Below are 24,805 nucleotides of genomic sequence, written 5' to 3'. Positions count from 1 at the left end.
AACGCGTTTTCAATGTTTTGGATGGGCCTGCATCGCGCGGGCCCATCTTTTTTTGTGCTCAGGTCTGGTCAATCTGTCGCAGCACCCTATATAGGCGCCGGGGCCCGATCGCAGACTCCCAACTGCGGCACATCTCTGCCCCCGCACCAAAGCCGGAGGGCAAGCCTCATGAACATCCATGCAGCGACCGCCACGGCGGCGGTTTCCATTTCCCGACTCGATAAAGTCTACGACACGGGATTTCAGGCTCTCAAAGCCGTCGATCTCGAAATCCGGAAAGGCGAAATCTTCGCGCTTCTGGGCCCCAACGGTGCCGGCAAGACGACCCTGATCGGTACCGTATGCGGGCTCGTGAACCCGACCTCCGGCGAAATCCGAGTCGGCGGCTACGACGTCATCAAGGATTTCCGCAAGACCCGCGCCATGATCGGGTTGGTCCCGCAGGAATTGACCGGCGACCGCTTTGAAACCGTCTGGGCCACCGTGAAATACACCCGCGGCCTCTTTGGCAAACCCCAGGATGACACCTATATCGAAAAGCTCCTGCGCGATCTCTCGCTCTGGGACAAGCGCAACGACAAGCTCATCACCCTTTCGGGCGGGATGAAGCGCCGCGTCCTGATCGCCAAGGCGCTCGCTCACCAGCCGTCTATCCTCTTTCTCGACGAACCCACCGCCGGCGTCGATGTCGAACTGCGCAAGGATATGTGGGAAATCGTCCGCCGTCTGCGCGAAAACGGCGTCACCATCATCCTGACCACGCACTACATCGAGGAAGCCGAGGAGATGGCCGACAGGATCGGCGTCATCTCGCGCGGCGAAATCATCCTCGTTGAGGAAAAGAACGAGCTGATGCGCAAGCTGGGCAAGAAGGATCTCTCCGTCCAGCTCCAGGAACCGCTCGAAACGGTGCCCTCGGCGCTGGCCGACCTTGGCCTCAATCTCGCCAATGGCGGGACCGAACTCGTCTATTCCTACGACAGCCAGTCCGAGCGCACCGGCATCGCCTCTCTGATGGCCGCCATCAGCGCGGAGGGGATCCGGATCAAGGACGTTTCGACCCATCAGAGCTCGCTCGAGGACATCTTCATCGGATTGCTGAAGGACCGGTCATGAATCTCTACGCGATCAAAGCCATCTATACCTTTGAAATGGCGCGTTGGTGGCGCACCATCACCCAGTCGATCATTTCGCCTGTTCTCTCGACCTCGCTCTATTTCATCGTCTTCGGCGCCGCCATTGGTTCGCGCATCCAGTCCGTCGAGGGCGTATCCTACGCCGCCTTCATCGTGCCTGGGCTCATCATGCTGACGCTCTTGCAGCAATCGCTCTCGAACGCGTCCTTCGGCATCTATTTCCCCAAATTTGTGGGCACGATCTACGAAATCCTCTCCGCGCCGATTTCCCACATCGAAATCGTGATCGCCTTCGTCGGCGCCGCCGCGACCAAATCGGTCATTCTCGCGCTCATCATCCTCATTACGGCCAATTTCTTCGTCGAGGTGCAGATTCAGCACCCCATTGCGATGGCGACGTTCCTCGTCCTGACCGCGATAACCTTCTCGATGCTGGGCTTCATCATCGGCATCTGGGCGGACAATTTCGAAAAGCTGCAGCTGATCCCGCTCCTGGTCGTGACCCCGCTCGCTTTCCTGGGGGGCACCTTCTATTCGATCTCGATGCTGCCCGATGCCTGGCAGACCATCGCGCTCTTCAATCCGGTGGTCTACCTCGTCTCCGGCTTCCGCTGGAGCTTCTACGGCACAGCCGATGTCGACGTCTGGATCAGCCTTGGGATGACCTTCGTTTTCCTCGGCATCGCGCTCGGTATCGTCACCTGGATCTTCAGAACGGGTTATCGGCTCCGGACATAAGCCACAGGCTTTCGATAGGGCAATCGCTTGAAGTGAAGTTCTGTCTGCCCGGATGGAGGTATGCTCTGGCTTTCGCTCTGGCGCTTCCACCGCCCCATCGTCGCCCCCGACTTGATCGGGGGCCCATCAGCACTTTTCCGATCCGGGATCGTGGTGCGATGCACGGCGGCACCACCGACCACTGCCGTGCCGAATGGTGAGGACATAGGGTGCATTGGGCCGACAGCGAGCCCCTTGCGGCCTCATCATTCGGTACGCACGCGGTTCAAGGCCGCCCATTGCGCAGCACACCCAATTCGGGCGCGCAAACGCTGATGGGCCCCGATCAAGTCGGGGGCAGCGGCGGGGAGGCGGAGATGTTGGCTTCAAGCGATTGCCCACAGGCTTTAAGCCTGCCTTCTTGACTTCGCCCGGATTTCGGGGCACCTCGCCACAAAAGAGCGTTTCCAGCAAAAGTGGATACCACTTTTGCGGTTCGGGAACGCGGCAAGTGAAAGACTTAGTGCACCCGTTTTTATTTCTGTCAAAACGGGTGCACTAATACGGTTCCGGCACGAGGGCATTGATGAGCAAACCGGCATTCACCTTCCCTGGGCAGGGGAGCCAGGCCGTCGGCATGGGCAAGGACCTTGCCGACGCCTATCCAGAGGCGCGCGCGGTCTTTGACGAGGTCGACGATGCGCTTGGCCTCAAACTCTCGACAATCATGTTCGAGGGGCCGGACGAAACCCTCCGTCTCACCGAAAATGCCCAACCCGCACTGATGGCCGCCTCCATGGCCGTCATCCGCGTGCTCGAAGCCAATGGCGTCACCGTCGCCGACACAGCCAGCTATGTCGCCGGTCACTCGCTCGGCGAATATTCCGCCCTTTGCGCCGCCGGGACCTTTTCGCTCGCCGATACCGCCCGTCTCCTGCAAATCCGTGGCCGCGCCATGCAGCAGGCTGTGCCCGTGGGGCAGGGGGCCATGGCCGCAATCCTCGGGCTCGATTTCGACGCCGTGAAAGAAATCGCCCAGGCCGCTGGCCAGGGCGCCGTCTGCGACGTCGCTAACGACAATGCACCCGGCCAGGTCGTCGTCTCCGGCGACGCAGCCGCCGTCGAGCGCGCCATCGAACTGGCCAGGGAAAAGGGCGCCAAGCGCGCTCTGCCGCTGCCGGTGAGCGCCCCGTTCCACTGCGCGCTGATGGCCCCCGCCGCCGAGGCCATGCAGATCGCGCTCGCCGAAGTCGACATGAAGGCGCCGGTCGCCCCGGTCGTCTCCAACGTCCTTGCCGCTCCCATTTCCGATCCTGCCGAAATCCGCCGCCGCCTCGTCGAGCAGGTCACCGGCATGGTCCGCTGGACCGAAAGCGTAATCTGGCTCACGGGAGAGGGCGGGGTAACCGCGCTTTACGAACTGGGCACCGGCAAGGTGCTCACCGGCCTTGCCAAGCGCATCGCGAAAGACGCGAACGCGCAAGCCATCGGAACGGCCGACGATATCGCCGCGTTCCTTCAGGCGCGCGGCCAATAAGGACGAAAGGGGAGTGAGTTTCATGTTCGATTTAAGCGGAAAGCGCGCGCTCGTTACCGGCGCCTCGGGGGGCATCGGCAGCGCCATTGCCAAAGCGCTCGCCTCCCAGGGCGCCATCGTTGCCTTGAGCGGCACGCGCGTCGGCGCGCTCGAGAATGTTGCCAAGGACATCCCCGGCGAAACCCACATCCTTCCGTGCAATCTGAGCGACCTCGACGCCGTCGAACGCCTCGTCCCCGATGCCGAAGCCGCGATGGGCGGCGTCGACATCCTCGTCAACAATGCCGGCATGACCCGCGACAACGTCTTCATGCGCATGAAGGATGAGGAGTGGGACGATGTCCTTTCGATCAACCTGACCGCGCCCTTCCATCTCACCCGGTCCGCCATCCGCGGCATGATGAAGCGCCGCTTCGGACGCATCATCTCGATCACCTCGGTCGTGGGCGTCGTCGGCAATCCCGGCCAGGGCAATTATGCCGCGTCCAAGGCGGGCCTTGCGGGTATGTCGAAATCGCTCGCCTATGAGGTCGCGAGCCGTGGCATCACGGTCAACACCATCGCTCCGGGCTTCATCGCCTCGGCGATGACCGACGAACTCAACGAAAAGCAACACGAAGCCATCCTTGCCAAGGTTCCCGCCGGGCGCCTGGGCACCGCCGACGAAGTCGCCGCCTGTGCAGCCTTCCTGGCCTCCGACGCCGCCGGCTACGTGACCGGGCATACGCTGAACGTCAACGGCGGGATGGTGATGATTTAGTTTTTTGTAGCTACGGAAAACTTGAAAGCGGTCGTGGTGAAGCGTATCTGTTACGATGAAGATAGAATATGATCCCGCGAAGAACGACCGCAACATTCGCGAGCGCCAATTGCCATTCGATCGGGCTTCTGACTTCGATTGGGATACTGCGATTATCGCTGAGGACGTACGGAACGAATATCCCGAACGCCGCTTTGTTGCAGTGAGCTATTTGGATGAAAGGCTGCACGTTCTTTGTTTTACGCCCGTCTCAGGCGGTATTCGGGTGATCAGTTTCCGAAAGGCGAACAGCCGGGAGGTGCGTAGATATGAGCAGGAAATCGCTGACAGATAAGGACGGCGAAGTGCGCGAACTAACACGGGACGACCTTCAGTCGATGAAGCCGGCGGCGGACATGCTTCCTGCCGATCTCGTCGCGGTGCTGCCCAAGCGCAAGGCCGGTCAGCGGGGACCGCAAAGGGCTCCCACCAAACGGCAAATCACTTTGCGGCTCGACGAGGAGGTCATCACCTATTTTCGCGAACAAGGTCCCGGTTGGCAAAGTCGGATAAACGAAACCTTGAAAAAGGCCGTAAAAAGGGCGGGGTAGGGAGCGAAAACAGGCTTGCGCCGCCGCCCATTGGCGATATGGTCAATCCCAACAAAGTGTGATAATCCCCGCCGCACATTGTGGTCGGAAGGGCAGGAACAAGGCTGATACCAGACCTTCAACCGCGTTGCCAAAAGGGTCCTCACAAGGGATATTGCCCGGTAGGCACGCACAGTGAGTTTTTAACCCCAATCAGTCTCTAAATAAGGGAAGTCAACATGAGCGACATCGAAGATCGCGTCCGTAAAATCGTTGTGGAGCACCTGAACGTCGAAGCCGATAAAGTCACCGAGAAGGCCAGCTTCATGGACGATCTGGGTGCGGACTCGCTCGATCAGGTCGAACTCGTGATGGCGTTCGAAGAAGAATTCGGCGTCGAAATCCCCGACGATGCCGCCGAGTCGATTCAGACCTTCGGCGATGCCGTCGCGTTCCTGTCCAAGGCGAGCGCGTAAGCGGTTTAAAGCCCGTTTCATCCCATGAACATGCGCCGCGTCGTCGTCACGGGTCTCGGGATCGTTAGCCCTCTGGGTGTCGGTCACGAGACTGTCTGGTCCAATATTTTGGCTTCCAAGAGCGGCGCGCAGCGCGTGACCGATTTCAAGGTAGACGATCTGCCCTGTCAGATCGCCTGCCGTGTTCCCTTGGGCGATACCGCCGAAGGCAAGTTCAATCCCGACGATTGGATGGAGCCCAAGGAACAACGTAAGGTCGATCCCTTCATCGTCTACGCGATGGCGGCGGCCACTCAGGCGCTCCGCGATTCCGGCCTTGAGCTCAAATCCGAGGAAGAAAAGGAACGCGCAGGCGTTCTCATCGGTTCGGGCATCGGCGGCATTGGTGGCATCTACGATGCCTCCATAGCCCTGCATGAAAAGGGCCCACGCCGCATCAGCCCCTTCTTCATTCCCGGGCGTCTGATCAACCTCGCCTCGGGCTACGTCTCGATCAATCACGGCCTCAAAGGCCCCAACCACTCGGTCGTCACCGCCTGCTCGACCGGCGCCCACGCCATCGGCGACGCCGCGCGCCTGATCGCGCTCGACGATGCCGACGTCATGGTGGCCGGCGGCGCCGAATCTCCAGTCAACCGTCTGTCGCTCGCCGGCTTCGCCGCCTGCCGCGCGCTTTCGACCGGCTTCAACGATACGCCGGAAAAAGGCTCGCGCCCCTACGACAAGGACCGTGACGGCTTCGTCATGGGCGAAGGCTCGGGCATCGTGATCCTGGAAGAATACGAGCACGCCAAGGCGCGCGGCGCCCACATCTATGGCGAAGTGATCGGTTATGGCCTCTCCGGCGATGCCTATCACATCACCGCGCCGTCCGAAGACGGCAATGGCGGTTACCGCTCTATGGCAGCGGCCATCAAGCGCGCCGGCATTACGCCCGCCGACATCGACTATATCAACGCCCACGGCACCTCGACGCCTTTGGGCGACGAAATCGAGCTTGGCGCCGTCACCCGCCTCCTGGGCAATGCGGCTTCAAAAGCCGTGATGAGTTCGACCAAATCCGCAGTCGGCCACTTGCTTGGCGCCGCGGGCGCGGTCGAGGCGATCTTCTCGCTCCTCGCCATCCGGGACAACATCGCCCCCCCGACGATCAACCTCGACAACCCTTCCGTCGAAACCCTTATCAACCTCGCTCCGCACAAGCCGGTCGAGCGCGAAATCAACACCGCGCTGTCCAACTCTTTCGGCTTCGGCGGAACTAACGCCTCGCTGATTTTCCGCGCCGTCACCTGACGCCTGTCGAAATCCCGCCCCGCCACTTGTTTTTGCGGGATTTCTTGGCCCATATGATGATGGGGATCGGCAGCGCCGAATCCCTGAATGGGTCAACAGGGGAGCCAATCCCCGCCAGATCGAGGGATGAGCATCAGCGCATGGCCGAGAAGACGAGAAAGCAGAAACGCCGCCGGTCCCGAAACGGGTTCGTGGAGGCCATAAACGGCCTGCTCTCGCTGGTGCTGCTGGTCCTCTTGATTGCCGCCGGCGCCTTCGTCTACGCGGTCATGCAGTTCAACGCCGCGGGCCCGTTCGCGGAGGATCGCACCTTCATCGTCGAACCGGGAAACGTACTCTCGACGGTCGCCCAGCGCCTCGAAGAGCAGGGGCTCATCACCAACGCCGACCTCTTCAATTACGGGTCCCGCTTCATCAGCCGTGGCAGCAACCTCAAGGCCGGAGAATTCAACATCGCCGCCCGTTCTTCGATGCTCGATATTATCCGCGAGCTCACCGAAGGCACGCCCATCCTGCACCATGTCATTGTGCCCGAGGGGTTCACCTCCTGGCAGGTCGTCGAACGCGTCAATGCCGATGCCGATCTGACCGGATCGATCGATGTGTTGCCGGTCGAGGGCAGCCTGCTGCCCGGCTCCTATTCCTACCAGCGTGGCGATTCCCGGCAGTCCGTCATCGACGCCATGGCGCTCGCCATGGACGAGGCGCTGGCCGAAGTCTGGGCGAACCGCGACCCGGACCTGCCGCTCGCCTCACCCGAAGAACTCCTGACGCTCGCCTCGATCGTGGAAAAGGAAACCGCCGTTCCCGAGGAACGCCCCATGATCGCCGGCGTTTTCATAAACCGTCTCGACATCGGCATGCGGCTCCAGTCCGACCCGACGATCATCTACGGCATCACCCGTGGCCAGAGCACGTTGGGCCGCGGTCTGCGCCGCTCTGAGATCGAGGCGGAAACGCCGTATAACACTTACCAGATCGACGGCTTGCCGCCGGGCCCCATCGCCAATCCGGGCATCGAATCGCTGCGCGCCGCCGCCAATCCGGAAGAAACCGACGCGCTCTATTTCGTCGCCGACGGCACCGGCGGGCACGTTTTCGCTGACAGCTACGCCGAGCACCAGGCCAACGTCGCGGCCTGGCGCGCAATCGAGGCCGAGCGCGCGGCGGCGGAAGCGGAAGCCGAAGCCCAGGCTGCAATGGATGCGATCGCGCGTGAGGAGGCCGAAGAAGCCGGCGTCGCCGAAGAAGACGGCACAACAGACGAGACCGACGGTCAGTAAACGGGGACGACGATGGGAAATACGCTCGCCAGCATGACCGGCTTCGGTCGCGCCGCGGCGCAGGCAGAAGGCTGCTCCATCGTCTGCGAGATCAAGGCCGTCAACGGCCGTGGCCTCGATATCCGCACACGGCTTTCGCCCGGCTTTGACGCGCTTGAAACCGATATCCGCCGCATCGTCGGCGAAAAGATCGCGCGAGGCTCGGTCTCGGTTTATCTCAACGTCCAACGTGAGACCGCCGCGACACGGCTCGTCGTCAACGCGCAGGCCCTCGAATCCGTTCTCGAAGCCATCGACACGCTCAAATACAAGATCGACGCGGAAATGCCGTCCATAGACGGCATCCTCGCCCTGAAGGGCGTCGTCGATACCGTCGATGCAGAGCTTCCCGCCGAAGCCGAAGAGCGCCTGTTTGCCGCGATCCGCGAATGCGTCGGCACCGCCCTCAACGGTCTCGTCGAGGTCCGGAAGCGCGAGGGCGAACAGATCGCCGCAGTCATCGCCGCGCGCATTGACGATATCGCAGTCCTCGTCGCCCAGGCCGAAGCCCATCCCGCCCGCACCCGAGAGGCCATCCTCGCCCGCCTCAGGGAACAGGTCCAGATGCTGGTTACGGGCGACAACGGGCTGAGTGAAGACCGCCTCAATGCCGAAGCCCTGATCCTCGCGACAAAGGCCGACATCCGCGAAGAGCTCGACCGCCTCAAGGCCCATGTCGACGCTGCGCGCAGTCTCCTCGAAAAAGGCGGCCCGGTTGGCCGCAAGCTCGATTTCCTTTCCCAGGAATTCAACCGGGAGGCCAATACGCTGTGCTCGAAAAGCAATGATGTGGGCGTAACCCGCATCGGCCTTGACCTCAAGGCGGCAATCGATCAGTTACGAGAGCAGGTTCAGAACCTGGAGTAAACGGAGGGCTTCCAGAAAAAGCATGTCCTCGGACGTGATCCGGGGATGGTTCCCACTTTTTCGTTTGCGCGGCCCTTTTGGGGCGGTTCGGAAGACTGACAACGAAATGCCAAGCGGTGCTTGGTATTGGAGATAAACGATGGATTTTGCGCGCCGCGGCGTCATGCTGGTCATTGCTTCGCCTTCGGGTGCCGGAAAATCCTCTATCTCCCGCGCGCTTTTCGCGCAGGATCCCAACATCCGCCTCTCGGTCTCCGTCACCACCCGTGCCCGCCGCACCGACGAAATCGACGGCACGCACTACGACTTCATCGATGTTCCGACCTTCGAGAAGATGCGCGACAACGGCGATTTGCTCGAATGGGCGGAAGTCCACGGCAACTACTACGCCACCCCCCGCGCCAAGGTCGAAGACCGCCTCGCCGCGGGCAAGGACATCCTCTTCGACATCGACTATCAGGGCACGCTCCAGCTCTACGAAAGCTGCCGCGAGGACATGGTGACGGTCTTTATCCTCCCCCCCTCGATCGCCGAACTCCGCGCCCGCCTCGAGCGCCGCGCGCAAGATAGCGTTGGCACCATCGAAAAGCGCCTGCGCAACGCCCGCAAGGAAATGGACCACTACGCCGAATACGATTTCGTCATCGTCAACGAAGACCTTGAGGATTCGGTCCAGAAAGTCCGCTCCATCCTCGCCGCGGCCCGCCTCCACCGCACCCGCCAGACCAGGCTTGAAAGCTTCGTCCGCGAGCTGCAGGGGCAGATCGACGCGCTGGGGTAGGGCATTCTTGCTCACACTGGATCGAACCAGGCACGCCCTCTCAAACGTCATCCGCGGGCTTGACCCGCGGACCTTGATTAGAACGCAATTCGTTCATATTGGATCGCCGTACGTCCTGCCCTTCCCATCATCACCCGATTAATTCGGGTGATCCAGTAGCGCGCTGTCCAGCGCGCGGGAGACCCTGCAACCGTTTGCGCTTGGCGCCGGACCTGCCCTGGATCGCCCGGATAAACCGGGTGATGACGGGGAGGGGGAGAGCCAATGATTCAATCCGGCTGAATAATGCTTTAAGTTGGCGCTACCCCCGCGCTGCGGCAACCGCCCGCGCCAACGCCACATACGTCGCAACTGGCAAGTTTTCAGCGCGCTCTTCGCCTGTCAGCCCAAGCGGCCCCAACAGTGCCTCCAGCGGCACCCCAAGCCCTTTGAGGCTCTGCCGGATCATCTTGCGCCGCTGCCCGAACGCATAGCGCGTGACTTCCTCCATCGCCCTCGTCGTCACATCCACCTCCACCGGCTTGGGCACCATATGCACAACCGCCGAGGTCACCTTCGGCGGCGGCGTAAACGCGTTCCGGTCCACCTTGAGCGCAATCCGCGCATCCGTCCGCCATCCCGAAAGCACGCCGAGCCGTCCATAGGCTTTGTCGCCCGGTGCAGCGCAAATCCGGTCCGCGACCTCTTTCTGGAACATCAGCGTCAGGCTCTCGAACCACGCCGGCCAAGGCTCCTCGGATAGCCATCCCGTCAAAAGCGGCGTTGCAATATTGTAGGGCAGGTTGGCGACGATCTTCGTCCGCCCCTTGGCCAGCGCCTGATAGTCCACCGCCAGCGCGTCGTCGGAGACAACCTCCAGCCGCCCCGGATACGCCTCGGCAATCTGCGCGAGCGCGGGCATGGTTCGTTCGTCCCGCTCGATCGCGATAACCTTCTTTGCTCCCGCCGCCAGAAGCGCCCGTGTCAGCCCGCCCGGCCCGGGGCCAACCTCGATCACCGTAACGTCCGAAAGCTCCCCCGCCGCCCGTGCGATCCTCATGGTCAGGTTGAGATCGAGCAGAAAATTCTGCCCCAATTCCTTTTTCGCGCGCAGGCCGTGCTCGGCAATCACTTCGCGCAAAGGGGGCAGGGTATCGATCTGGCTCATGCCATCCGGTCCGCCAGTTTGAGCGCCGCCAGCATGGATTTCGTCGATGCCTTGCCCGTCCCTGCCAAACCGAACGCCGTTCCATGATCCGGCGACGTGCGCACAATCGGCAGTCCCAGCGTCACATTCACCCCCGAATCGAACGCCAGCGCCTTGATCGGAATGAGCGCCTGATCGTGATACATCGCAATAACCGCGTCGAAGCTGCGCCAATGTGGTGGATGAAACAGCGTATCCCCCGAAAGCGGACCCACGACATCCAGCCCCTCGGCCCGAAGCTGCGCCAGCGCAGGGGCGATCACCTCGATGTCCTCGCGCCCGATCGTCCCGTCTTCCCCCGCATGCGGATTGAGCCCGGCAACGCCGATCTTCGGTGCCGCAATTCCGAACCGCACCATGAGGTCGTGCACGACGATCCGCACCGTCTCCTCGATCAGCGCTCCCGTAATCGCTCCGGGCACGTCGGCCAGCGGAATATGGACCGTCAGCGGCACCACCCGCAAATCCTCATGCGCGAGCATCATCACCGGATGGGGTACCACGCCGTCCTCGGCGCAAAGCGCTGCCAGAAACTCCGTATGCCCCGGATAGCTGAACCCGGTGCTGTAGAGCGCCGCCTTGTGGATCGGCGCCGTCACCAGCGCTCGTGCGCGCCCGTCACGCACATCGGCCACGGCCCGCGCAATCGCCTCGATAACCGCAGGCGCCGCCGCGGCATCCGGCACCCCCGGCTGATCCATGACATCGCCGCCCAGATCGATAACCGGCAGCCCATGCGCCCACGCGTCCGCCGCATCCGCGATATCCGTTTCCACACAGTCAATCGCGAGCCCCAGCCGCTTCGCCCGCGTAGCGAGGAATTCCGCATCGCCATAGACAGCGAAAACCGGCAGGGCCTGTGCCTGCCGGTCCGCGTAAAGTTGGACGATAAGATCGGGGCCGATCCCGGCCGGCTCCCCCATCGACACCGCGAGGGGGAGCGCCTTTGTCTCCGTCATCGACTTACCGGCGGATGATCGCCGCTTCGTTGCGCAGCCGTTCGAGATAGGCTTCGGCCTGCTGCTCGAGGGCGTCCTGCCCGGCTTCCTGCCGCAAATCCTGCTTGATGAAGGTCAGGTCGCGCGCCTCGGCCTTTTCGCACACGGCATACATCGAAACGCCGTTCTCGGTGACGCGCGGACGCGTCAGCTGCCCCACGGTCAGCCCTGCGAGTTCATTGGCGATAGCCTCGGGCATCTGCGTTGCGTGCCGGCGTCCTACATCCACCACGGCGGCATCCTGGAACTGCAGCACCTGCTGAACCGCCGAATCGCAGCCCGAAAAATTCGCACGGTATTGATTGGCTTCGGCAGTCCGCCGCGAGGCCGACATGCCCGAGCCGTCGGCAATCACGAAGATCACTTCCTTAAGAATATAGTCGAAGCTCGAAGTGGCCTCGAGCTGCTGCTCGGCCTCGATATCGAGTTCGAGCTCGGAAATCTGCACACGGGGCGAAATCACCTGCCGCACTACCTGCTGCCACGCGATCGCCGCGCGCAGCCGGGCCCGCAGCGTATTGGGGTCGACGCCGTTCTGTCTCAGGACCTGATTGAGGTTAGAAACGCTCAGATTCATGTTCGAGGCGATATTGGAGACCGCTTGGTCCACCTGCCCATCCGAAACCGAAATCCCAACGCGTTCGGCTTCCGAAAGCTTGATCGCGTCATCGATCAACTGGTCGGTGGCAAGCTGGGTACGGTTGGAATTCGAGCTCCCGCGCCCTTCGAGTCGAAGCAGTTGCGCGCGTGCGTTGATCTGCTGATCGGTGATCTGCGTCCCGTTGACGGTCACCTGAACCGATTGCGCCTGCGCCGCCGCACCTGCAAGAACAAGGCCCAAGGCCAGAAAAACCGCTGCGGTCCGTACGGCAATCCAACGTATCATCGTCACTGTGCTCCCATTGACGCGGGGGTAGGGCGGGCGTGTCCGGAAAAAGTATGTCCTCGGACGTGATCCGGGGATGGTCCCCACTTTTTCGGTTCGGGCACGCGACAAACCAAGTATAAAACGCTTGGCACCATAATCTCGCCCGCCGCGCAACTCAAATCTTGTGCATACCCCTGCGTGGTCCGACATAAATGCGGCCAAATTCCGCTATTCGTCTTCCCAGCTATACCCGAAATCGACGATCTCTTGCCGCCCGCCGGTGCGCAGGACAAGCTTGAATTCGACGGCGAAATCATCGTGCCAATTCGCCGGCGGCCCGTCCGCCCGCGCGCCCAGCCCGAAGGCGAGATAATCGTCGTCATATTCGAGCGCAGCGGTCGTCCGGATGAGTTCGCTTTCCTCCAGATCGTACTGCGTACCGAGTTTAACGCGCCAATAGTCGTAAACCGGCACGGAAACGTCGATGCCGACATCCTCGCGCCACTCCGTAACCCCGAGCGCCTCATTGGCATCCGCGAACGAATAGGTCGCCGCCACGGTAAAATCGTTCCATTGGGTTCTCGCCCGTACATCGAAGCGAGGCACCGTCCCGGTTTCCGGATCGTACTGAACCCCGAGCCCGCCGCTCAGATACGGCGTAAATCCACCCTCGACGGCTCCCACGATATAGGACGCGTCCCGGTCGAGCCCCGACCCGATCCCCGCCGTCGAACCGTCAGTCTGCGTATAGCCGTTCGCGCCCGCGAGATGGAACGTCTGCCCCACGACCATATTGACCCAGGCGCCGTTGTCGAACTGCGTCTGGCTCTGCACTCCAAGATTGGCCCGCAACCCCGTCTCTTGCCGGTCGGCGCCGGAAAACCGGTTGAAGCTGAAGATGTTGGACCCGTCGAGCACGAGGCTCTGCGCGTCGTTGTTGACGATCCCGACAACGCTCTCATCGCTCCCGCGATAGACCAGCTGCGCAACGGGCTCGATCGTCGTCGCGTGTCCCTGTGCCTCCGCCAGAAGCGGATACCGCACGTCGAGCGCGGCAATCGGCGTCGCGGTAAACCGCGTTTCTTCCCCCGGCGCACCGGCGAGCGGGCTCGCGCCATCGTAATAGGCAAGATCCATCCGCCCGCCGAGATAGGGCGAAACCGTCACGCCGCCCGGCGCGATCCACGTCTCGGTCCACCCGGCCTCTCCCGACAAGTGCCAGGCGTTCCCCGCATATCCGTACGTATATTGCTTGCCATCGAAAGCTGCGCTCTGGTGGTCCAGCCCCCGAGCGATCCCCGTCATCGTGCCGCTGAACGCGACCTGTCCGGCGCCGTCACCGAGATCGACGACGTGTGCGCCTTCGACGAAAGGCGCCACCAATGCCTGCCGGTTCTGCGCGTTCTCAAACGCTCCCCAATCCGTTTGATTGCCCAGTGGCACGTATTGCCGGAACCGGATATCGGCCCAGCTCCCGGCGGTGAGATACTCGGCATAGATTTCGTTGCGCTCGATCCCGCTATCGAGGTCATAATCGGGCAGGAACCCCGGATCGGTGAACGCGGTATAGGACCATCCGAGTTTCCATTCCTTGATCGGTCTGAACGTTCCCGCCGTCTGCACCGCGCCACGAAAGCGCCGGTCGGCAAGTCCGGTATAAGCGCCGGGATCGAGCTGATAGATCCCCGAAGCCTCGACCGTATAGGAAACCGGTCCCGCCTCGCCGGAAAATTCGGCCCCCAGCATCAGGCCCTGGCGCGAAAAAAGCGTCGGCGTGAGCATCAGCGTGCCGCCCGGAACCCGCTGGCGCACCAGCGGGAAGGAGAGCCCATGCCCTCTCTGCGCGTTATAGCTATAAACGGGCAATTCGAGTTCCCCGTCCGAAGGCAGCGTCAGCCACGGCAGCCACAGCACCGGCACGCCCAGCAGTGCCAGGGTAGGGGCTTCGAAATAGATTGTCCGGTCGCTCTCGTCGGTCACGATCCGCGCGGCCTTGACCGTCCAGCCGATCGTCCCGCCATGCGTCCCGACGCATTCCCCGCACGGCGCATAGAGCCCTTCGGTATAAACCCGCTCGACCCCCTCGTCGAAACTGGTCTCCGCCGCCGAAAAGCGCGAACCATCCGGGAAGGCAACCGTCAGCGCTTCGAGAAACCCGCGCTTGAAACTGTCCGTCAATTCGATCCGGTCCGCGACATATTCCACGCCCTCGGGATCGATAAAGGCAACATTGCCGATAAGCTCGACCTTGTCCGAACGCTGGTAATAGACGGCCCGGTCCGCAGTCGCGCGATAGCCCTGGAAGGCGATCCCCACATGCCCGCTGGCGATAACCGTCTCGGTCTTGGCGTTGAACACCATCGCATCGGCGGAAACTGCCATCTGCCCGCCCGGCGCGTCCGGGATGAGCGCGAAAAAGTTCGCAGGCACGATCTGCTGCCCGAAAGCGGGACTGCCGAGCACCGAGAGCGCAACGAGGGCACACAAGCATTTATGCCACGGACGCAGCCTGTTCCTCCCCCCCATCAAACGCGCCCATCTTCCCTATACAAGATCACGGACAATCCGATGATGACCGCCGCGATGGCCGGTCCCCATGCCGCGGCAATCGGATCGAGTACGCCGGCCGACCCCGCCCGGTCGGCCATTTCCGTGATCATGAACACAACAAGTCCAAGTACGATACCATAAAGCACGGTCCAGCCGTAGTGACCAGCCCGGCGGTAACCTCCTGTAAACGCAAATGCTATGAGCAACGATCCCGCCAGCAGCAACGGCATCGCCGTGAGCTTGTGAAACCGCGTCTCCGCCGCCGACTGTGCATAGCGGTCCCCGATTCCCCTTCGCAGCGCATCGACCAGCGCGAACCACGACAGATCCTCCGCGGTCCCCAGCTTCAGGCTCAATTCCGACAGCGACGCATCCGTAGCGAGCCTGTAGGTCGCAAACGGCTGGGGCAGGCTGTCCACATCCATGGTGACCCCGTTTTCAAGCCGCCATGCCCCACGTTCGAGATAAGCCGCCTCCGCATGAATGCGCGTGCCGCGTTCGCCTGCCGGAAGCTGCCGGAACACCGAAACGTCGCGCAGTTCGGCTCCGCCATGCAGTACCGCTTTGGCAAAGAGCATGAAGTCGCCGTCATCCCCGGTCTGGCTGAACCACGTCGCCCGGTTCTGCACTCCGTATGCGCGCCCCCAGCCGATCTGCGCGGCGTCGAAGCTCTGGTAAGCGCGGATCGCGAGGCTGTCGACCACCGTTGCAACCAGCGCACCGCACAAAACGATGGTGATGAGCGGCCAGCGCAGCACCGACCAGACCGACTGCCCGGACGCGTTCACCACCACCATCTCTCGATAGCGGTGCAATTCGATAAGCCCGACGATGGCCCCGAGCAGCACCGTCACCGGCAGGCCCAGAAGGCTCCAGCGCAGCGCCGAGAGGAAAGAGAGCGCCGTCGCCGTCCAAGGCCCCGCGATCTCTGCGGTCTGGTTGAACCGCCCGATATCGAGGAACTCGACGAGCAGGATTATGCCGTAGAATATCCCCACCACCAGCCCGATCCGGGCGGCGAGGCGCACGACCATCAGATGCCCGATCCGGCTCATGCCCCCGCCCTCCGGAACATCGACGGCGGGCTCGCATAGCGCAGCCTGTAGGCGAAGAGCGCCACGGCGAACGCGAGGATCAGCCCCGGCGCAACATAATGGTTCGCCCCGCCACCCGAAAACGCGCTGACTGCCTGTTCCGCAAAGGCAATGACGAGGATCACCAGCTCCATCGGCACCCGGAACCCGCCACGCCGGCCATGCGGGAAGGCGACAAGGCTCGCCGCGAGCGCGCAGAAGGCAATCGCCCGAAGCCCATCCGCGAGCCGCGAATGCACCGCCGCCAGCGCCCGCTCCGGATTGTCGAGCGTGCCCAGTCCGAGCCCTTCGATGAGCGCGAGCGTATCGAGTTGTTCGATCCCGGCATCGGGCCGCCCGGCTTCGACAAGGCTCGTAAGGCTGATGTGATACTGCCCGAACGCGATCTGGCTCAGCCCGCGCTGCTCGGCGCTTTCGTACTGGATGGCACCATCGTTGAGAATGAGCTGATACCCGCTCGTGTCCTTAAAGACCCGCGCGGTCTCGGCAAAATACGTCCGGCGGGTGTCATGCGTCGTATCGTCGAAGAAGAAGTCGGCAAGAGTACCGTCCGCGCGCCGGCCGCCAATCGAAAAGACCAGCCCGTCCTCAAGCTCGGTGAACTGCCCCGGCACCAGCGCCCGGCCCACCACATCCGCCGCGATATCCGCCGACCACTCCGCCGAAACCCGCCGCGCCAGCGGCTCGGCCCAATGCGCAACGGCGCCCACGGCCAACGTGCCGATAACCGTGAAGGCGATAATCGCGCTCCAGAGCGCCGGGGTCCGCTGCGCCGCGTGGATGGTATGCAGCTCGCGCGAGGACTGCAGCGCCCTGAGGCCGCGCACCAGTCCGATCGCGAGACAGACGTAAAGGATCGAGCGGGCATAAGTCGGCGTCGTCAGCGCGCTTTGCCCCATGAGGGTGAGAATGTTCTGTCCCTGCGAGGAAACGAGATCGAACAGCCGCAAAAGCTGCATCAGCCAGATGAGGGCACCGCCGGCCAGAAAGATCGTGAGCGCCTGAACGAAGAACTGGGCCGTAAGGTATCGCGATAGGCGGTCCATTGCTTCTCTGGCGCTAGGGTCGGCAGACGAGGTTTTGCGCCACCTTAGATCGTTTTGATAAAAAGGCGATACACCACTTTCCTGTTCAAACTGCGACAACAGGCACGCCGGACCGTTTCCGTTGCGATTCGATCACACTTGGTGATTTTGACAGATTGGCGCGCCACCCCCCACTCTGCCGCAGGGCAATCGCTTGAAGGGACGTTCTATCGACCCGGATGGAGGTGTTCTCTGGCTCCGGCTCTGCCCCCACTGCCGTCATTCCGGGGCTTGTCCCCGGAATCCAGCCACGCGCTGTCCAGCGCGTGAAAGGGGCTCGTCCTTGCTTGGTGGTGGGGAGGCGAGCGTGGGGGAGGGCGGGCGCTCGGTCAATATTGCCCCTGCGCGTACATTTATGTTGAGACAGGCCTCCGCCGCGATTGACCTGACCCGATCCACGGCGGATGCTTCCCCATATCCGCGCTATTGCGACCCTTTCGAGTAAAAGTTCACACCATGTCCCATGATTTGTCTCTCGACTTTGCCCCGCTTCCCGCCGCGAAAGCCGGCACCATTGTCATCTATGTCGAGCAGGATGGCGTACCCGAGGGGGAGGCCAAATCCGTCTGGGACAAGACCGGCAAGGACTTCGCAGCGATCGCCAAAAGCGTCGGATTCTCCGGAAAACCGGGCCATATGATCGATCTGGTCGCCCCGCCGAACCTCGCCTGCGACCGCCTTCTCGTTCTCGGTCGTGGCAAGAATGGCGCGCTCGACGCGCTCTCGGCCTGGACCGACCGCGGCGGCTCTCTCATGGCCAAGCTTGAAGCGACGCGCACCAGATCCGCCTCCGTAATCCTCGACGAACCGGGCCTTGAACCTCGCCGCGTCGCCGAGCTTGCCGCCGGGGCAAAGCTGCGCCGTTACCGCTTCGACAAGTACCGTACGACGCCGCCGGAAAACGGTCCCGAGGCAATGAGCGTCACATTTGTCCTCAAGGAAACCGGCGGCTTGGACGATGCGGTCGCTGACCGCATGGCCGTCGTAGAAGGCACCCTCATGGCCCGCACGCTCGTCAATGAGCCCGCTAACGTGCTCGGTCCGGTCGAGTTCGCCGGCATCGCCAACCGCCTTTCGGATCTTGGAATCACCGTCGAAACCCTCACTCCCGAGGATATGGCCGACCACGGCATGGGCGCACTCCTTGCCGTTGCCCAGGGCTCCGAGCGTCCGGCCCGGCTCGTCGTCATGCAATGGCGTGGCGGCAACCCCGACGCAGCACCGCTCGCCTTCATCGGCAAGGGCGTCGTCTTCGATACCGGCGGAATTTCCATAAAGCCTGCCGCCAACATGGAAGACATGAAGGGCGATATGGGCGGCGCTGCCGCCGTCACGGGCCTCATGAAAACCCTGGCCCTGCGCAAGGCGAAAGTGAACGCCGTCGGCGTCATCGGCCTGGTTGAAAACATGGCCGATGGCCGCTCCTACCGGCCCGGCGATATCGTTACGGCCATGTCGGGCAAAACCATCGAGATCGTCAACACCGATGCCGAAGGCCGGCTCGTTCTCGCCGACGCGCTCTGGTACACGCAAGAACGTTTCCGCCCGCGCCTTATGGTCGATCTCGCGACCCTGACCGGTGCCGCGCTCGTCGCCCTGGGGCACGACCACGCCGCGCTCTTTTGCGAAGACGATGCGACAGCGGACAAGCTGTTCGCCGCCGGGCAGGAGACCGGCGAAAAGCTCTGGCGTATGCCGTTCGGCCAAGCCTACGAGAAACTCATCGAAAGCCGGTTTGCCGATATCAAGAATTCCGGCGGACGCAAGGCCGGCTCGATCACAGCGGCGCATTTCCTGCGCCATTTCGTCAACGGCGTCCCCTGGGCCCACATCGACATCGCCGGCACCGCCTTCGGCGCCAACCCAAGCGAAACCAATGCCTCCTGGGCCACCGGCTATGGCGTCGCCGTGCTCGACAGGTTCATCCGCGATCACGGCGAAGGGGAGCGCACGTGACCGAACTGCTCTTTTACCATCTGGAGGCTCGCCCTTTGGAAACGGTGCTTCCCGCGCTTCTGGAAAAAACGCTCCAGCGCGGTTGGCGCGCCGTGGTCGAAGTGGGCAGCACCGAACGCCTCGAAGCGCTCGACGCCGCGCTCTGGACCTACGCGGACGACAGCTTCCTTCCCCATGGCGTCGCGAACGGCTCGGAAAAGGACTCCCTCCAGCCGATCCTCCTCACCCACGAGGAGACCAACCCCAACGGCGCCAACGTCCGCTTCTTCGTCGACCGCGCAACACCGCGCCCTACGGAAGGCTATGAGCGCTTCGTCTATATGTTCAACGGCCACGATCCCGACGCCATCGCCGAAGCCCGCACCGTCTGGCGCGGCCTCAAGGAACGCTATGATCTCACCTATTGGCAGCAGGAAGCCAACGGTCGTTGGGTAAAGAAGGCGTAGGATAAGCCGGGATTGCGGTGTATCGGCTCACACGTCGGAAATCAGCCGGTGTCCATAAGCCGGGGAGGTCTCACGGACAAATCCGAGCTTTTCATAAAAGCCGGCGGCGACTGTGTTGTCTGCGCGCACGAAGACATTCGTCTTTGGACAGCCCATGCTTACGAATTCTGTTTCGAGATGCGTCATCAGGGCGCGGCCAAGGCCCTTGCCTGATTGGTCAGGTGCGACGGCGAGATAGTAAACATGCCCCCGGTGACCGTCGTAGCCGCCCATAGCGCTCGCTACGATGTGCGAATCGAGCTCGCCCACGACGAACAGTTCGGGTTGAACCAAAAGTTTGCGTTCGATGTCCTTGCGCGGATCGTTCCATGGGCGCGTGAGACCACAAGTCTCCCATAGCTGGATAACAACCTCGGTATCGCTCCGGGCAAAAGCGCGAATATGCATGACCTTTGGGTCGGTTAGTATTGCATCCATGATCTCATTCCGGCTCCCAGCCCTCCGGCGCCATCTCGAAGCCCGAAAATTCAAACCCCGGTGCCACCGTGCACCCGACCAGCGTCCACGCGCCGAGGCTCCTGGCGCTCTGCCAGTAATGTCGTGGGACCACGATCTGCGGCCGTTCTCCCGCGTCCAGATCCATCCCCAGGATGTGCCGCTCCGCAGGCCCGGCTTCCGGCGCGATGGAGAGCGCAAGCGGGGCGCCGCCGTAAAAGTGCCAGACCTCGACCGCATCCACGCGATGCCAGGCCGAAATCTCGCCCTCCGCAAGCAGATAATAGATCGCCGTCGAATGCGCGCGGCCCTCGACCGGATCGGGATCCCTGAACGTCTCCCCGAACCACCCGCCTTCCGGATGGCGTTCGAGGCCGAGGAGATCGATAACCTCTTGCGCGGTCATGTGCGACAAGCCGGGCAGGGGATCAACGCCCCCCAAGCGCGCTGAGCTTTTCGAGCTTGAGGTCCTTCATCATCGCGAAGTGCTCGCGGATGGGCATGATCTCCTCGACGAACATGGAATAAAACGAGTCGGCCCATTCGTAGCACAGGATCACGCGCCGCTCGTCCGGCACGTAAAACGCGTTCGCCTCGCCGCAAACCTCTGCGGTGATCCGGACGGGCCGGGGCAGGACGTAGTTCTTGGTGACCCAGTCCGCCGCCTCTTCAAGCACGCCCGATTCGCGCAGGATTGCCGCGATATCCCGGTAGGTCCGCTCGTCCGAACGGTATTCGACCGCCACATTCGCCCCGAACACATCCTTGCGCGTATGCGGCGCGAGCACCTGCTGCCAGCCGAACTCGGCGACCTCGTGGTCCTCCTCGCAACTCTTCTGCCGGTCGATCGGCATGCCGATCCGCGTGGCATAGGTCGAATAGGTCTCGTAGTCGCTCCCCACCATCAGGCACGCGATGGCGAATGAGCGTTGGATATCGAGGCTGTGCATGCCGTAGAAATCGGCGTTGGTATATCCGCGCACCGGCCGCGTCTTTTCCGAATAGAGCCAGCCATCGACCGTGTCGACCAGAATCTGGTGCGCGGCTTCTGGTTGCTCGTTGAGGATGACCAGCGTCGCCATGGTGTCGACGGCGTCCTCCTCTCGTCCGAGTACAGGAAGCTTCAATTGGTCGACAAAAAGGTGTCCGATTTCGTGCAGGAGCACGTGCCGGCTGTTGTTGAGGGTAAATTCGATCGCCGCCTCGCGTTGCGCGTTCGTGAGGTCCTGCGTAAAGCCATCGCCAACAGGCGCCACAGCCGTCAGGCCGGCAAAAATCAAACTCGATACCGTACGCATGCGTCCCGCTCACATCGGCTGATCATAAGTGAAAAGAAAAGCCCGAACTCGGGCGGGGCGTCAACTCCCACGGCGTGAACAGGGAGGAAAATTGGAGGCCAGACCTGGACTTGAACCAGGATAAACGAGTTTGCACACCCGTCGCGTAAACATTCCGCCATCTGGCCGCGGATCAAACTCTAATCACGGAGTTGTGAGCGTCAAGCCATAATGGCAAAAATGAGGCAGTAATGGTTACCGCGCATCCGAACCCTCGGCTTGCGCCTCCTCATAGGCGGCACTTTTCTCCAGCCAACGCTCCTCGAGCTCGCCGATCACGGTCTCGAGTTTGGACTTGTCGATCCCCAGCGCGATCGCGCGGTCCGGGTCTCCGGTATAGAGCGCGGGGTTCGAAAGCTCGGAATCGATCTTGTCGAGATCCTTCCGCTTCCATTCAAGTTTCTGCTCGATCTGTTTGATTTCCTTGCGTAACGGCGCTAATTCCGCCCGCCGCGCTGCGGCCTCCTGCCGTTCGCGCTTGCGCTCGGATGCCGAACCTCCGCCACCCGAGGACCCGTTCCCCGAATTGCCAACGAGGCTCTTTTGATATCCGTCCAGATCGTCGTCAAAGACCGAGATCGTTCCGCCCTCTGCGATCCACAGCTTGTCGCAGGTCGCCTCCACCAGATGCCGGTCGTGCGAAATGATCAGCACCGCCCCCTTATAGTCGTTGAGCGCATGCACCAGCGCATCGCGGCTGTCGATATCGAGATGGTTCGTCGGCTCGTCGAGGATCAGCATCCCCGGTCCGTTGAACGTGATGAGCCCCATCAGAAGCCGCGCCCGCTCGCCGCCCGAAAGGTCCTTGGCCTTGGTGTCCATCCGTGAGGTCGAAAGCCCCATCTGCGCCACCCGCGAGCGCCGCTTGGCCTCCGATTCGAGTGGCATAAGGTCGATGACATGCTCGTACGGCGTCTGCTCGGGCTTCAGTTTGTCGAGCTGATGCTGGGCGAAGAACGCCACATCTAGCGTCTTGGCCTTCTGCATCCGCCCGTCCATGGGCCTCAGATCCCCCGCGATCAGCTTCGCGAATGTCGATTTGCCATTGCCGTTGACGCCGACAAGCGCGATCCGGTCATCGGGATCGATCCGGTTGGTAATCCCCCTGAGCACCACCGTATCGCCATACCCCACCGCCACGTTGTCGAACGTGATCATCGGCGTCGCGGGCGGCTTCTGCGGCTGCTGGAAGCTGAACGGCGCCGCATATTCGTCGAACAGCGCCTCGGGCGGCCTGAGTTTCGCAATCGCCTTCAACCGGCTCTGCGCTTGTTTGGCCTTGTTCGCCTTGTAGCGGAACCGGTCGACATATTTCTGCATATGCTCGATCTGGGCGAGCGTCTTTTCCCGCGCCTTGTTGTTGAGCTCCATCTGCATCCGGCGCGTTTCCTCGAACGTATCGTAGGCGCCCTTGTAGAACGTAAGCTTGCCCCGCTCGAGATGGATAATCGAATCCACGGCCTTGTTGAGCAGGTCCCGGTCGTGGCTGATCATGAAGACCGTATAGGGGTAGGTGGCGAGATACTTTTCCAGCCACAACGTCCCTTCGAGATCGAGATAGTTCGTCGGCTCGTCGAGCAACAACAGGTCGGGCTTTGTGAACAGCACCCCCGCCAGCGAAATCCGCATCCGCCAGCCGCCCGAAAGCTCCCGGCAGGGCGCGTGCTGCTTTTCGAGCGAAAACCCGAGTCCCCGCAGAACCGCGCTCGCCCGTGCCTCCGCGGTATGGGCGTCGATATCGGCGAGCCGCGTATGAATGTCCGCGATCCGATGCGGATCGCTTGCCGTCTCGGCCTCGGCCAGAAGCGCCGTCCGCTCGGTATCGGCCGACAGCACCATATCGAGCACGCTCATATCGGACGCCGGCGCCTCCTGCGCCACCGCCCCGATCCGCGCGCGCCTGTGCACTTCGATCGTGCCCTGCTCGGGCGCCAACTGCCCCTGAATAAGCCCAAACAGCGTCGTCTTGCCCGACCCGTTCTTACCCACGAACCCGGCCTTCGCGCCCGTCGGCAACGTCACCGAGGCGCCTTCGAACAGGGGACGGCCCTGGATCTTGTAATGCAGGTTCGTGATCGTGAGCATGGGACAAACAAAAAGAATGAGGGCAGGGCGCACCGATGCAGTGCCGCGCCCCCGCGACATAAGGCGGCACAGGCGCTTTGGCAACCGTCGCGTGTCTTGCAACCGCCAAAGAGGGAAGCTAAAAGGCGCCACTTTCCGTTTATCGCCAACTCCAAGGACAAGAAGCCCCATGGCCATCCAGCGCACCTTCTCGATCATCAAGCCTGACGCCACCGCGCGCAACCTCACCGGCAAGATCATTGCCAAGTTCGAAGACGCCGGTCTGCGCGTCGTCGCTCAAAAGCGCATCCGCATGACCCGCGAGCAGGCCGAGGGCTTCTACGCGGTCCACAAGGAACGCCCCTTCTTCGGCGAACTGGTTGATTTCATGATCTCCGGCCCGGTCGTCGTCCAGGTCCTCGAAGGCGAAGACGCCATTGCGAAAAACCGCGAAGTCATGGGCGCCACCAACCCCGCCGAAGCTGCTCCGGGCACCATCCGCAAGGAATTCGCCCTCTCGATCGGCGAAAACTCCGTCCACGGCTCGGATGCCGCTGAAACCGCCGCCGAAGAGATCAAGTTCTTCTTTTCCGACGACGAAATCGTTGGGTGAATGCCGAACGCGCGAGCCTGCGGCGAGCGCCGGGAAGCGCTTGCACAAGGCACAAAATCAAGGCCGCCTCATCCGGGGCGGCCTTTTTGTTCACTGAACGCACTATAGGGAGGCGCACCCATGATCGTCGTCGAAGGCACCATCAGAGTTCGGGACCTGCAATCGGCCCGTTCCGATATGGAAGCCATGATCAACGCGAGCCGCGCCGAAGCCGGCTGCATCGACTATGCCTACGCAATCGACCTACTCGATCCGACACTCATCAGGGTCAGCGAGCGCTGGGAAAACCGCGAAGCTCTATCCCGTCATTTGAAAACCGAGCACATAGCCCGTTGGCGCGCCCGTTGGGACGAGATCGGCATCAGCGACCGCTCGCTCCGCGTGTATGACGCGGAGCCTGAAGGGTTTTAGTGGCGCCTGCGCTCGACGGTACGCACGAACAGGACAGCGCGCAGTCAGGGCAATCGCTTGAAGCAAATTGTCCTGTGCGGATGCGGCATTGCTGGACGCACTGCACCTACCCCCTCTCCCACACGGTCATCCTCGCGCTTGACGCGAGGACCCGCAACGCAGCCACGTTGCACAACAGATGTCGGGCGCGCACTGTGTGAGGGCAAGCGCGCGCCCGACTCCTGCTCGGGCCGCTTCGAGCGTG

The 24,805-nt window shown here is 62.3% G+C and carries 25 protein-coding genes and 1 tRNA gene; 15 read left to right on the top strand and 11 right to left on the bottom strand.

Features of this window, described 5'->3' with window-relative positions:
• The first annotated feature begins 168 nt into the window (after positions 1-168).
• The 11 genes from LG281_RS03420 (at position 169) to gmk (ending at position 9,458) form a co-directional block, all read left to right on the top strand.
• A complete protein-coding gene (locus LG281_RS03420) occupies positions 169-1,116 on the top strand; it encodes an ABC transporter ATP-binding protein (RefSeq protein ID WP_404404372.1) in 948 nt (315 codons plus the stop codon).
• A complete protein-coding gene (locus LG281_RS03415) occupies positions 1,113-1,874 on the top strand; it encodes an ABC transporter permease (protein ID WP_404404370.1) in 762 nt (253 codons plus the stop codon). Before LG281_RS03420 ends, LG281_RS03415 begins: the two co-directional genes overlap by 4 nt.
• A 565-nt stretch (positions 1,875-2,439) precedes the next feature.
• Positions 2,440-3,390, top strand: a complete 951-nt coding sequence (fabD, locus tag LG281_RS03410; RefSeq protein WP_404404368.1) for an ACP S-malonyltransferase — start codon at positions 2,440-2,442, stop codon at positions 3,388-3,390.
• 22 nt (positions 3,391-3,412) lie between these two features.
• Positions 3,413-4,150, top strand: a complete 738-nt coding sequence (gene fabG, locus LG281_RS03405) for a 3-oxoacyl-[acyl-carrier-protein] reductase (RefSeq protein ID WP_404404366.1) — start codon at positions 3,413-3,415, stop codon at positions 4,148-4,150.
• A gap of 55 nt (positions 4,151-4,205) precedes the next feature.
• Positions 4,206-4,484 (top strand): BrnT family toxin, encoded by a 279-nt coding sequence (locus tag LG281_RS03400; RefSeq protein WP_404404364.1) that lies wholly within the window; start codon positions 4,206-4,208, stop codon positions 4,482-4,484.
• The gene (locus tag LG281_RS03395; RefSeq protein ID WP_404404362.1) at positions 4,459-4,740 is read left to right on the top strand and encodes a BrnA antitoxin family protein; all 282 of its coding nucleotides are present in this window, start codon (positions 4,459-4,461) and stop codon (positions 4,738-4,740) included. Before LG281_RS03400 ends, LG281_RS03395 begins: the two co-directional genes overlap by 26 nt.
• A gap of 218 nt (positions 4,741-4,958) precedes the next feature.
• Positions 4,959-5,195, top strand: a complete 237-nt coding sequence (locus LG281_RS03390) for an acyl carrier protein (RefSeq protein WP_231804876.1) — start codon at positions 4,959-4,961, stop codon at positions 5,193-5,195.
• 30 nt (positions 5,196-5,225) lie between these two features.
• Positions 5,226-6,488, top strand: coding sequence for a beta-ketoacyl-ACP synthase II (fabF, locus tag LG281_RS03385; RefSeq protein ID WP_404406607.1), 1,263 nt, complete (start codon positions 5,226-5,228; stop codon positions 6,486-6,488).
• Between the two features lie 140 nt (positions 6,489-6,628).
• Positions 6,629-7,771 carry an endolytic transglycosylase MltG gene (gene mltG / locus LG281_RS03380; protein WP_404404360.1) on the top strand — a complete coding sequence of 381 codons (1,143 nt, stop codon included), beginning with the start codon at positions 6,629-6,631 and terminating at the stop codon, positions 7,769-7,771.
• A gap of 12 nt (positions 7,772-7,783) precedes the next feature.
• Positions 7,784-8,677: a YicC/YloC family endoribonuclease gene (locus LG281_RS03375; protein WP_404404358.1), complete on the top strand. Its 894-nt coding sequence runs from the start codon at positions 7,784-7,786 to the stop codon at positions 8,675-8,677.
• Between the two features lie 139 nt (positions 8,678-8,816).
• Positions 8,817-9,458: a guanylate kinase gene (gmk, locus tag LG281_RS03370; protein ID WP_404404356.1), complete on the top strand. Its 642-nt coding sequence runs from the start codon at positions 8,817-8,819 to the stop codon at positions 9,456-9,458.
• Positions 9,459-9,759: 301 nt separating this feature from the next.
• Here the strand turns inward: gmk and rsmA are convergent, their stop codons facing one another.
• The 6 genes from rsmA to LG281_RS03340 all read right to left on the bottom strand — a co-directional run bounded on the left by rsmA (position 9,760) and on the right by LG281_RS03340 (position 17,200).
• Entirely contained in the window at positions 9,760-10,605 is an 846-nt protein-coding gene (rsmA, locus tag LG281_RS03365; RefSeq protein ID WP_404404354.1) for a 16S rRNA (adenine(1518)-N(6)/adenine(1519)-N(6))-dimethyltransferase RsmA, read from the bottom strand.
• Positions 10,602-11,603, bottom strand: a complete 1,002-nt coding sequence (gene pdxA / locus LG281_RS03360) for a 4-hydroxythreonine-4-phosphate dehydrogenase PdxA (protein WP_404404352.1) — start codon at positions 11,601-11,603, stop codon at positions 10,602-10,604. Before pdxA ends, rsmA begins: the two co-directional genes overlap by 4 nt.
• A 4-nt stretch (positions 11,604-11,607) precedes the next feature.
• Complete coding sequence (locus tag LG281_RS03355) at positions 11,608-12,528, bottom strand: SurA N-terminal domain-containing protein (protein ID WP_404404350.1); 921 nt, start codon at positions 12,526-12,528, stop codon at positions 11,608-11,610.
• A 210-nt stretch (positions 12,529-12,738) separates the two neighbouring features.
• Positions 12,739-14,997: an LPS-assembly protein LptD gene (locus LG281_RS03350; protein ID WP_404404348.1), complete on the bottom strand. Its 2,259-nt coding sequence runs from the start codon at positions 14,995-14,997 to the stop codon at positions 12,739-12,741.
• Between the two features lie 38 nt (positions 14,998-15,035).
• Positions 15,036-16,115, bottom strand: coding sequence for an LptF/LptG family permease (locus tag LG281_RS03345; RefSeq protein ID WP_404404346.1), 1,080 nt, complete (start codon positions 16,113-16,115; stop codon positions 15,036-15,038).
• Positions 16,112-17,200, bottom strand: coding sequence for an LptF/LptG family permease (locus LG281_RS03340; RefSeq protein WP_404404344.1), 1,089 nt, complete (start codon positions 17,198-17,200; stop codon positions 16,112-16,114). The genes LG281_RS03345 and LG281_RS03340 overlap by 4 nt, the downstream gene beginning before the upstream one ends.
• A 495-nt stretch (positions 17,201-17,695) precedes the next feature.
• Between LG281_RS03340 and LG281_RS03335 the strand changes: the two genes are divergently transcribed.
• Together LG281_RS03335 and LG281_RS03330 are read left to right on the top strand one after the other, a co-directional pair.
• Positions 17,696-19,195: a leucyl aminopeptidase gene (locus LG281_RS03335; RefSeq protein ID WP_404404342.1), complete on the top strand. Its 1,500-nt coding sequence runs from the start codon at positions 17,696-17,698 to the stop codon at positions 19,193-19,195.
• Positions 19,192-19,641: a DNA polymerase III subunit chi gene (locus LG281_RS03330; protein WP_404404340.1), complete on the top strand. Its 450-nt coding sequence runs from the start codon at positions 19,192-19,194 to the stop codon at positions 19,639-19,641. Before LG281_RS03335 ends, LG281_RS03330 begins: the two co-directional genes overlap by 4 nt.
• 27 nt (positions 19,642-19,668) lie before the next feature.
• Here the strand turns inward: LG281_RS03330 and LG281_RS03325 are convergent, their stop codons facing one another.
• The 5 genes from LG281_RS03325 to LG281_RS03305 form a co-directional block, all read right to left on the bottom strand.
• Positions 19,669-20,118: a GNAT family acetyltransferase gene (locus tag LG281_RS03325; RefSeq protein WP_404404338.1), complete on the bottom strand. Its 450-nt coding sequence runs from the start codon at positions 20,116-20,118 to the stop codon at positions 19,669-19,671.
• A 4-nt stretch (positions 20,119-20,122) separates the two neighbouring features.
• Positions 20,123-20,542, bottom strand: coding sequence for a cupin domain-containing protein (locus LG281_RS03320; protein WP_404404336.1), 420 nt, complete (start codon positions 20,540-20,542; stop codon positions 20,123-20,125).
• A 22-nt stretch (positions 20,543-20,564) separates the two neighbouring features.
• Positions 20,565-21,434, bottom strand: coding sequence for a DUF4344 domain-containing metallopeptidase (locus tag LG281_RS03315; RefSeq protein ID WP_404404334.1), 870 nt, complete (start codon positions 21,432-21,434; stop codon positions 20,565-20,567).
• A 92-nt stretch (positions 21,435-21,526) separates the two neighbouring features.
• Positions 21,527-21,601: transfer RNA gene (locus LG281_RS03310), tRNA-OTHER, on the bottom strand.
• Between the two features lie 67 nt (positions 21,602-21,668).
• Complete coding sequence (locus LG281_RS03305) at positions 21,669-23,558, bottom strand: ABC-F family ATP-binding cassette domain-containing protein (RefSeq protein ID WP_404404332.1); 1,890 nt, start codon at positions 23,556-23,558, stop codon at positions 21,669-21,671.
• Positions 23,559-23,727: 169 nt separating this feature from the next.
• On the opposite strand from LG281_RS03305, the gene ndk reads away from it, so the two are divergent.
• Complete coding sequence (ndk, locus tag LG281_RS03300) at positions 23,728-24,150, top strand: nucleoside-diphosphate kinase (protein ID WP_404404330.1); 423 nt, start codon at positions 23,728-23,730, stop codon at positions 24,148-24,150.
• 120 nt (positions 24,151-24,270) lie between these two features.
• The gene (locus LG281_RS03295; RefSeq protein ID WP_404404328.1) at positions 24,271-24,561 is read left to right on the top strand and encodes a putative quinol monooxygenase; all 291 of its coding nucleotides are present in this window, start codon (positions 24,271-24,273) and stop codon (positions 24,559-24,561) included.
• The last annotated feature ends 244 nt before the right edge of the window (positions 24,562-24,805 follow it).

The organism is Pelagibacterium halotolerans (assembly GCF_044811015.1).
GTDB classification, from domain to species: domain Bacteria; phylum Pseudomonadota; class Alphaproteobacteria; order Rhizobiales; family Devosiaceae; genus Pelagibacterium; species Pelagibacterium halotolerans_A.
This window is presented reverse-complemented; position numbering and strand designations above follow the sequence as displayed.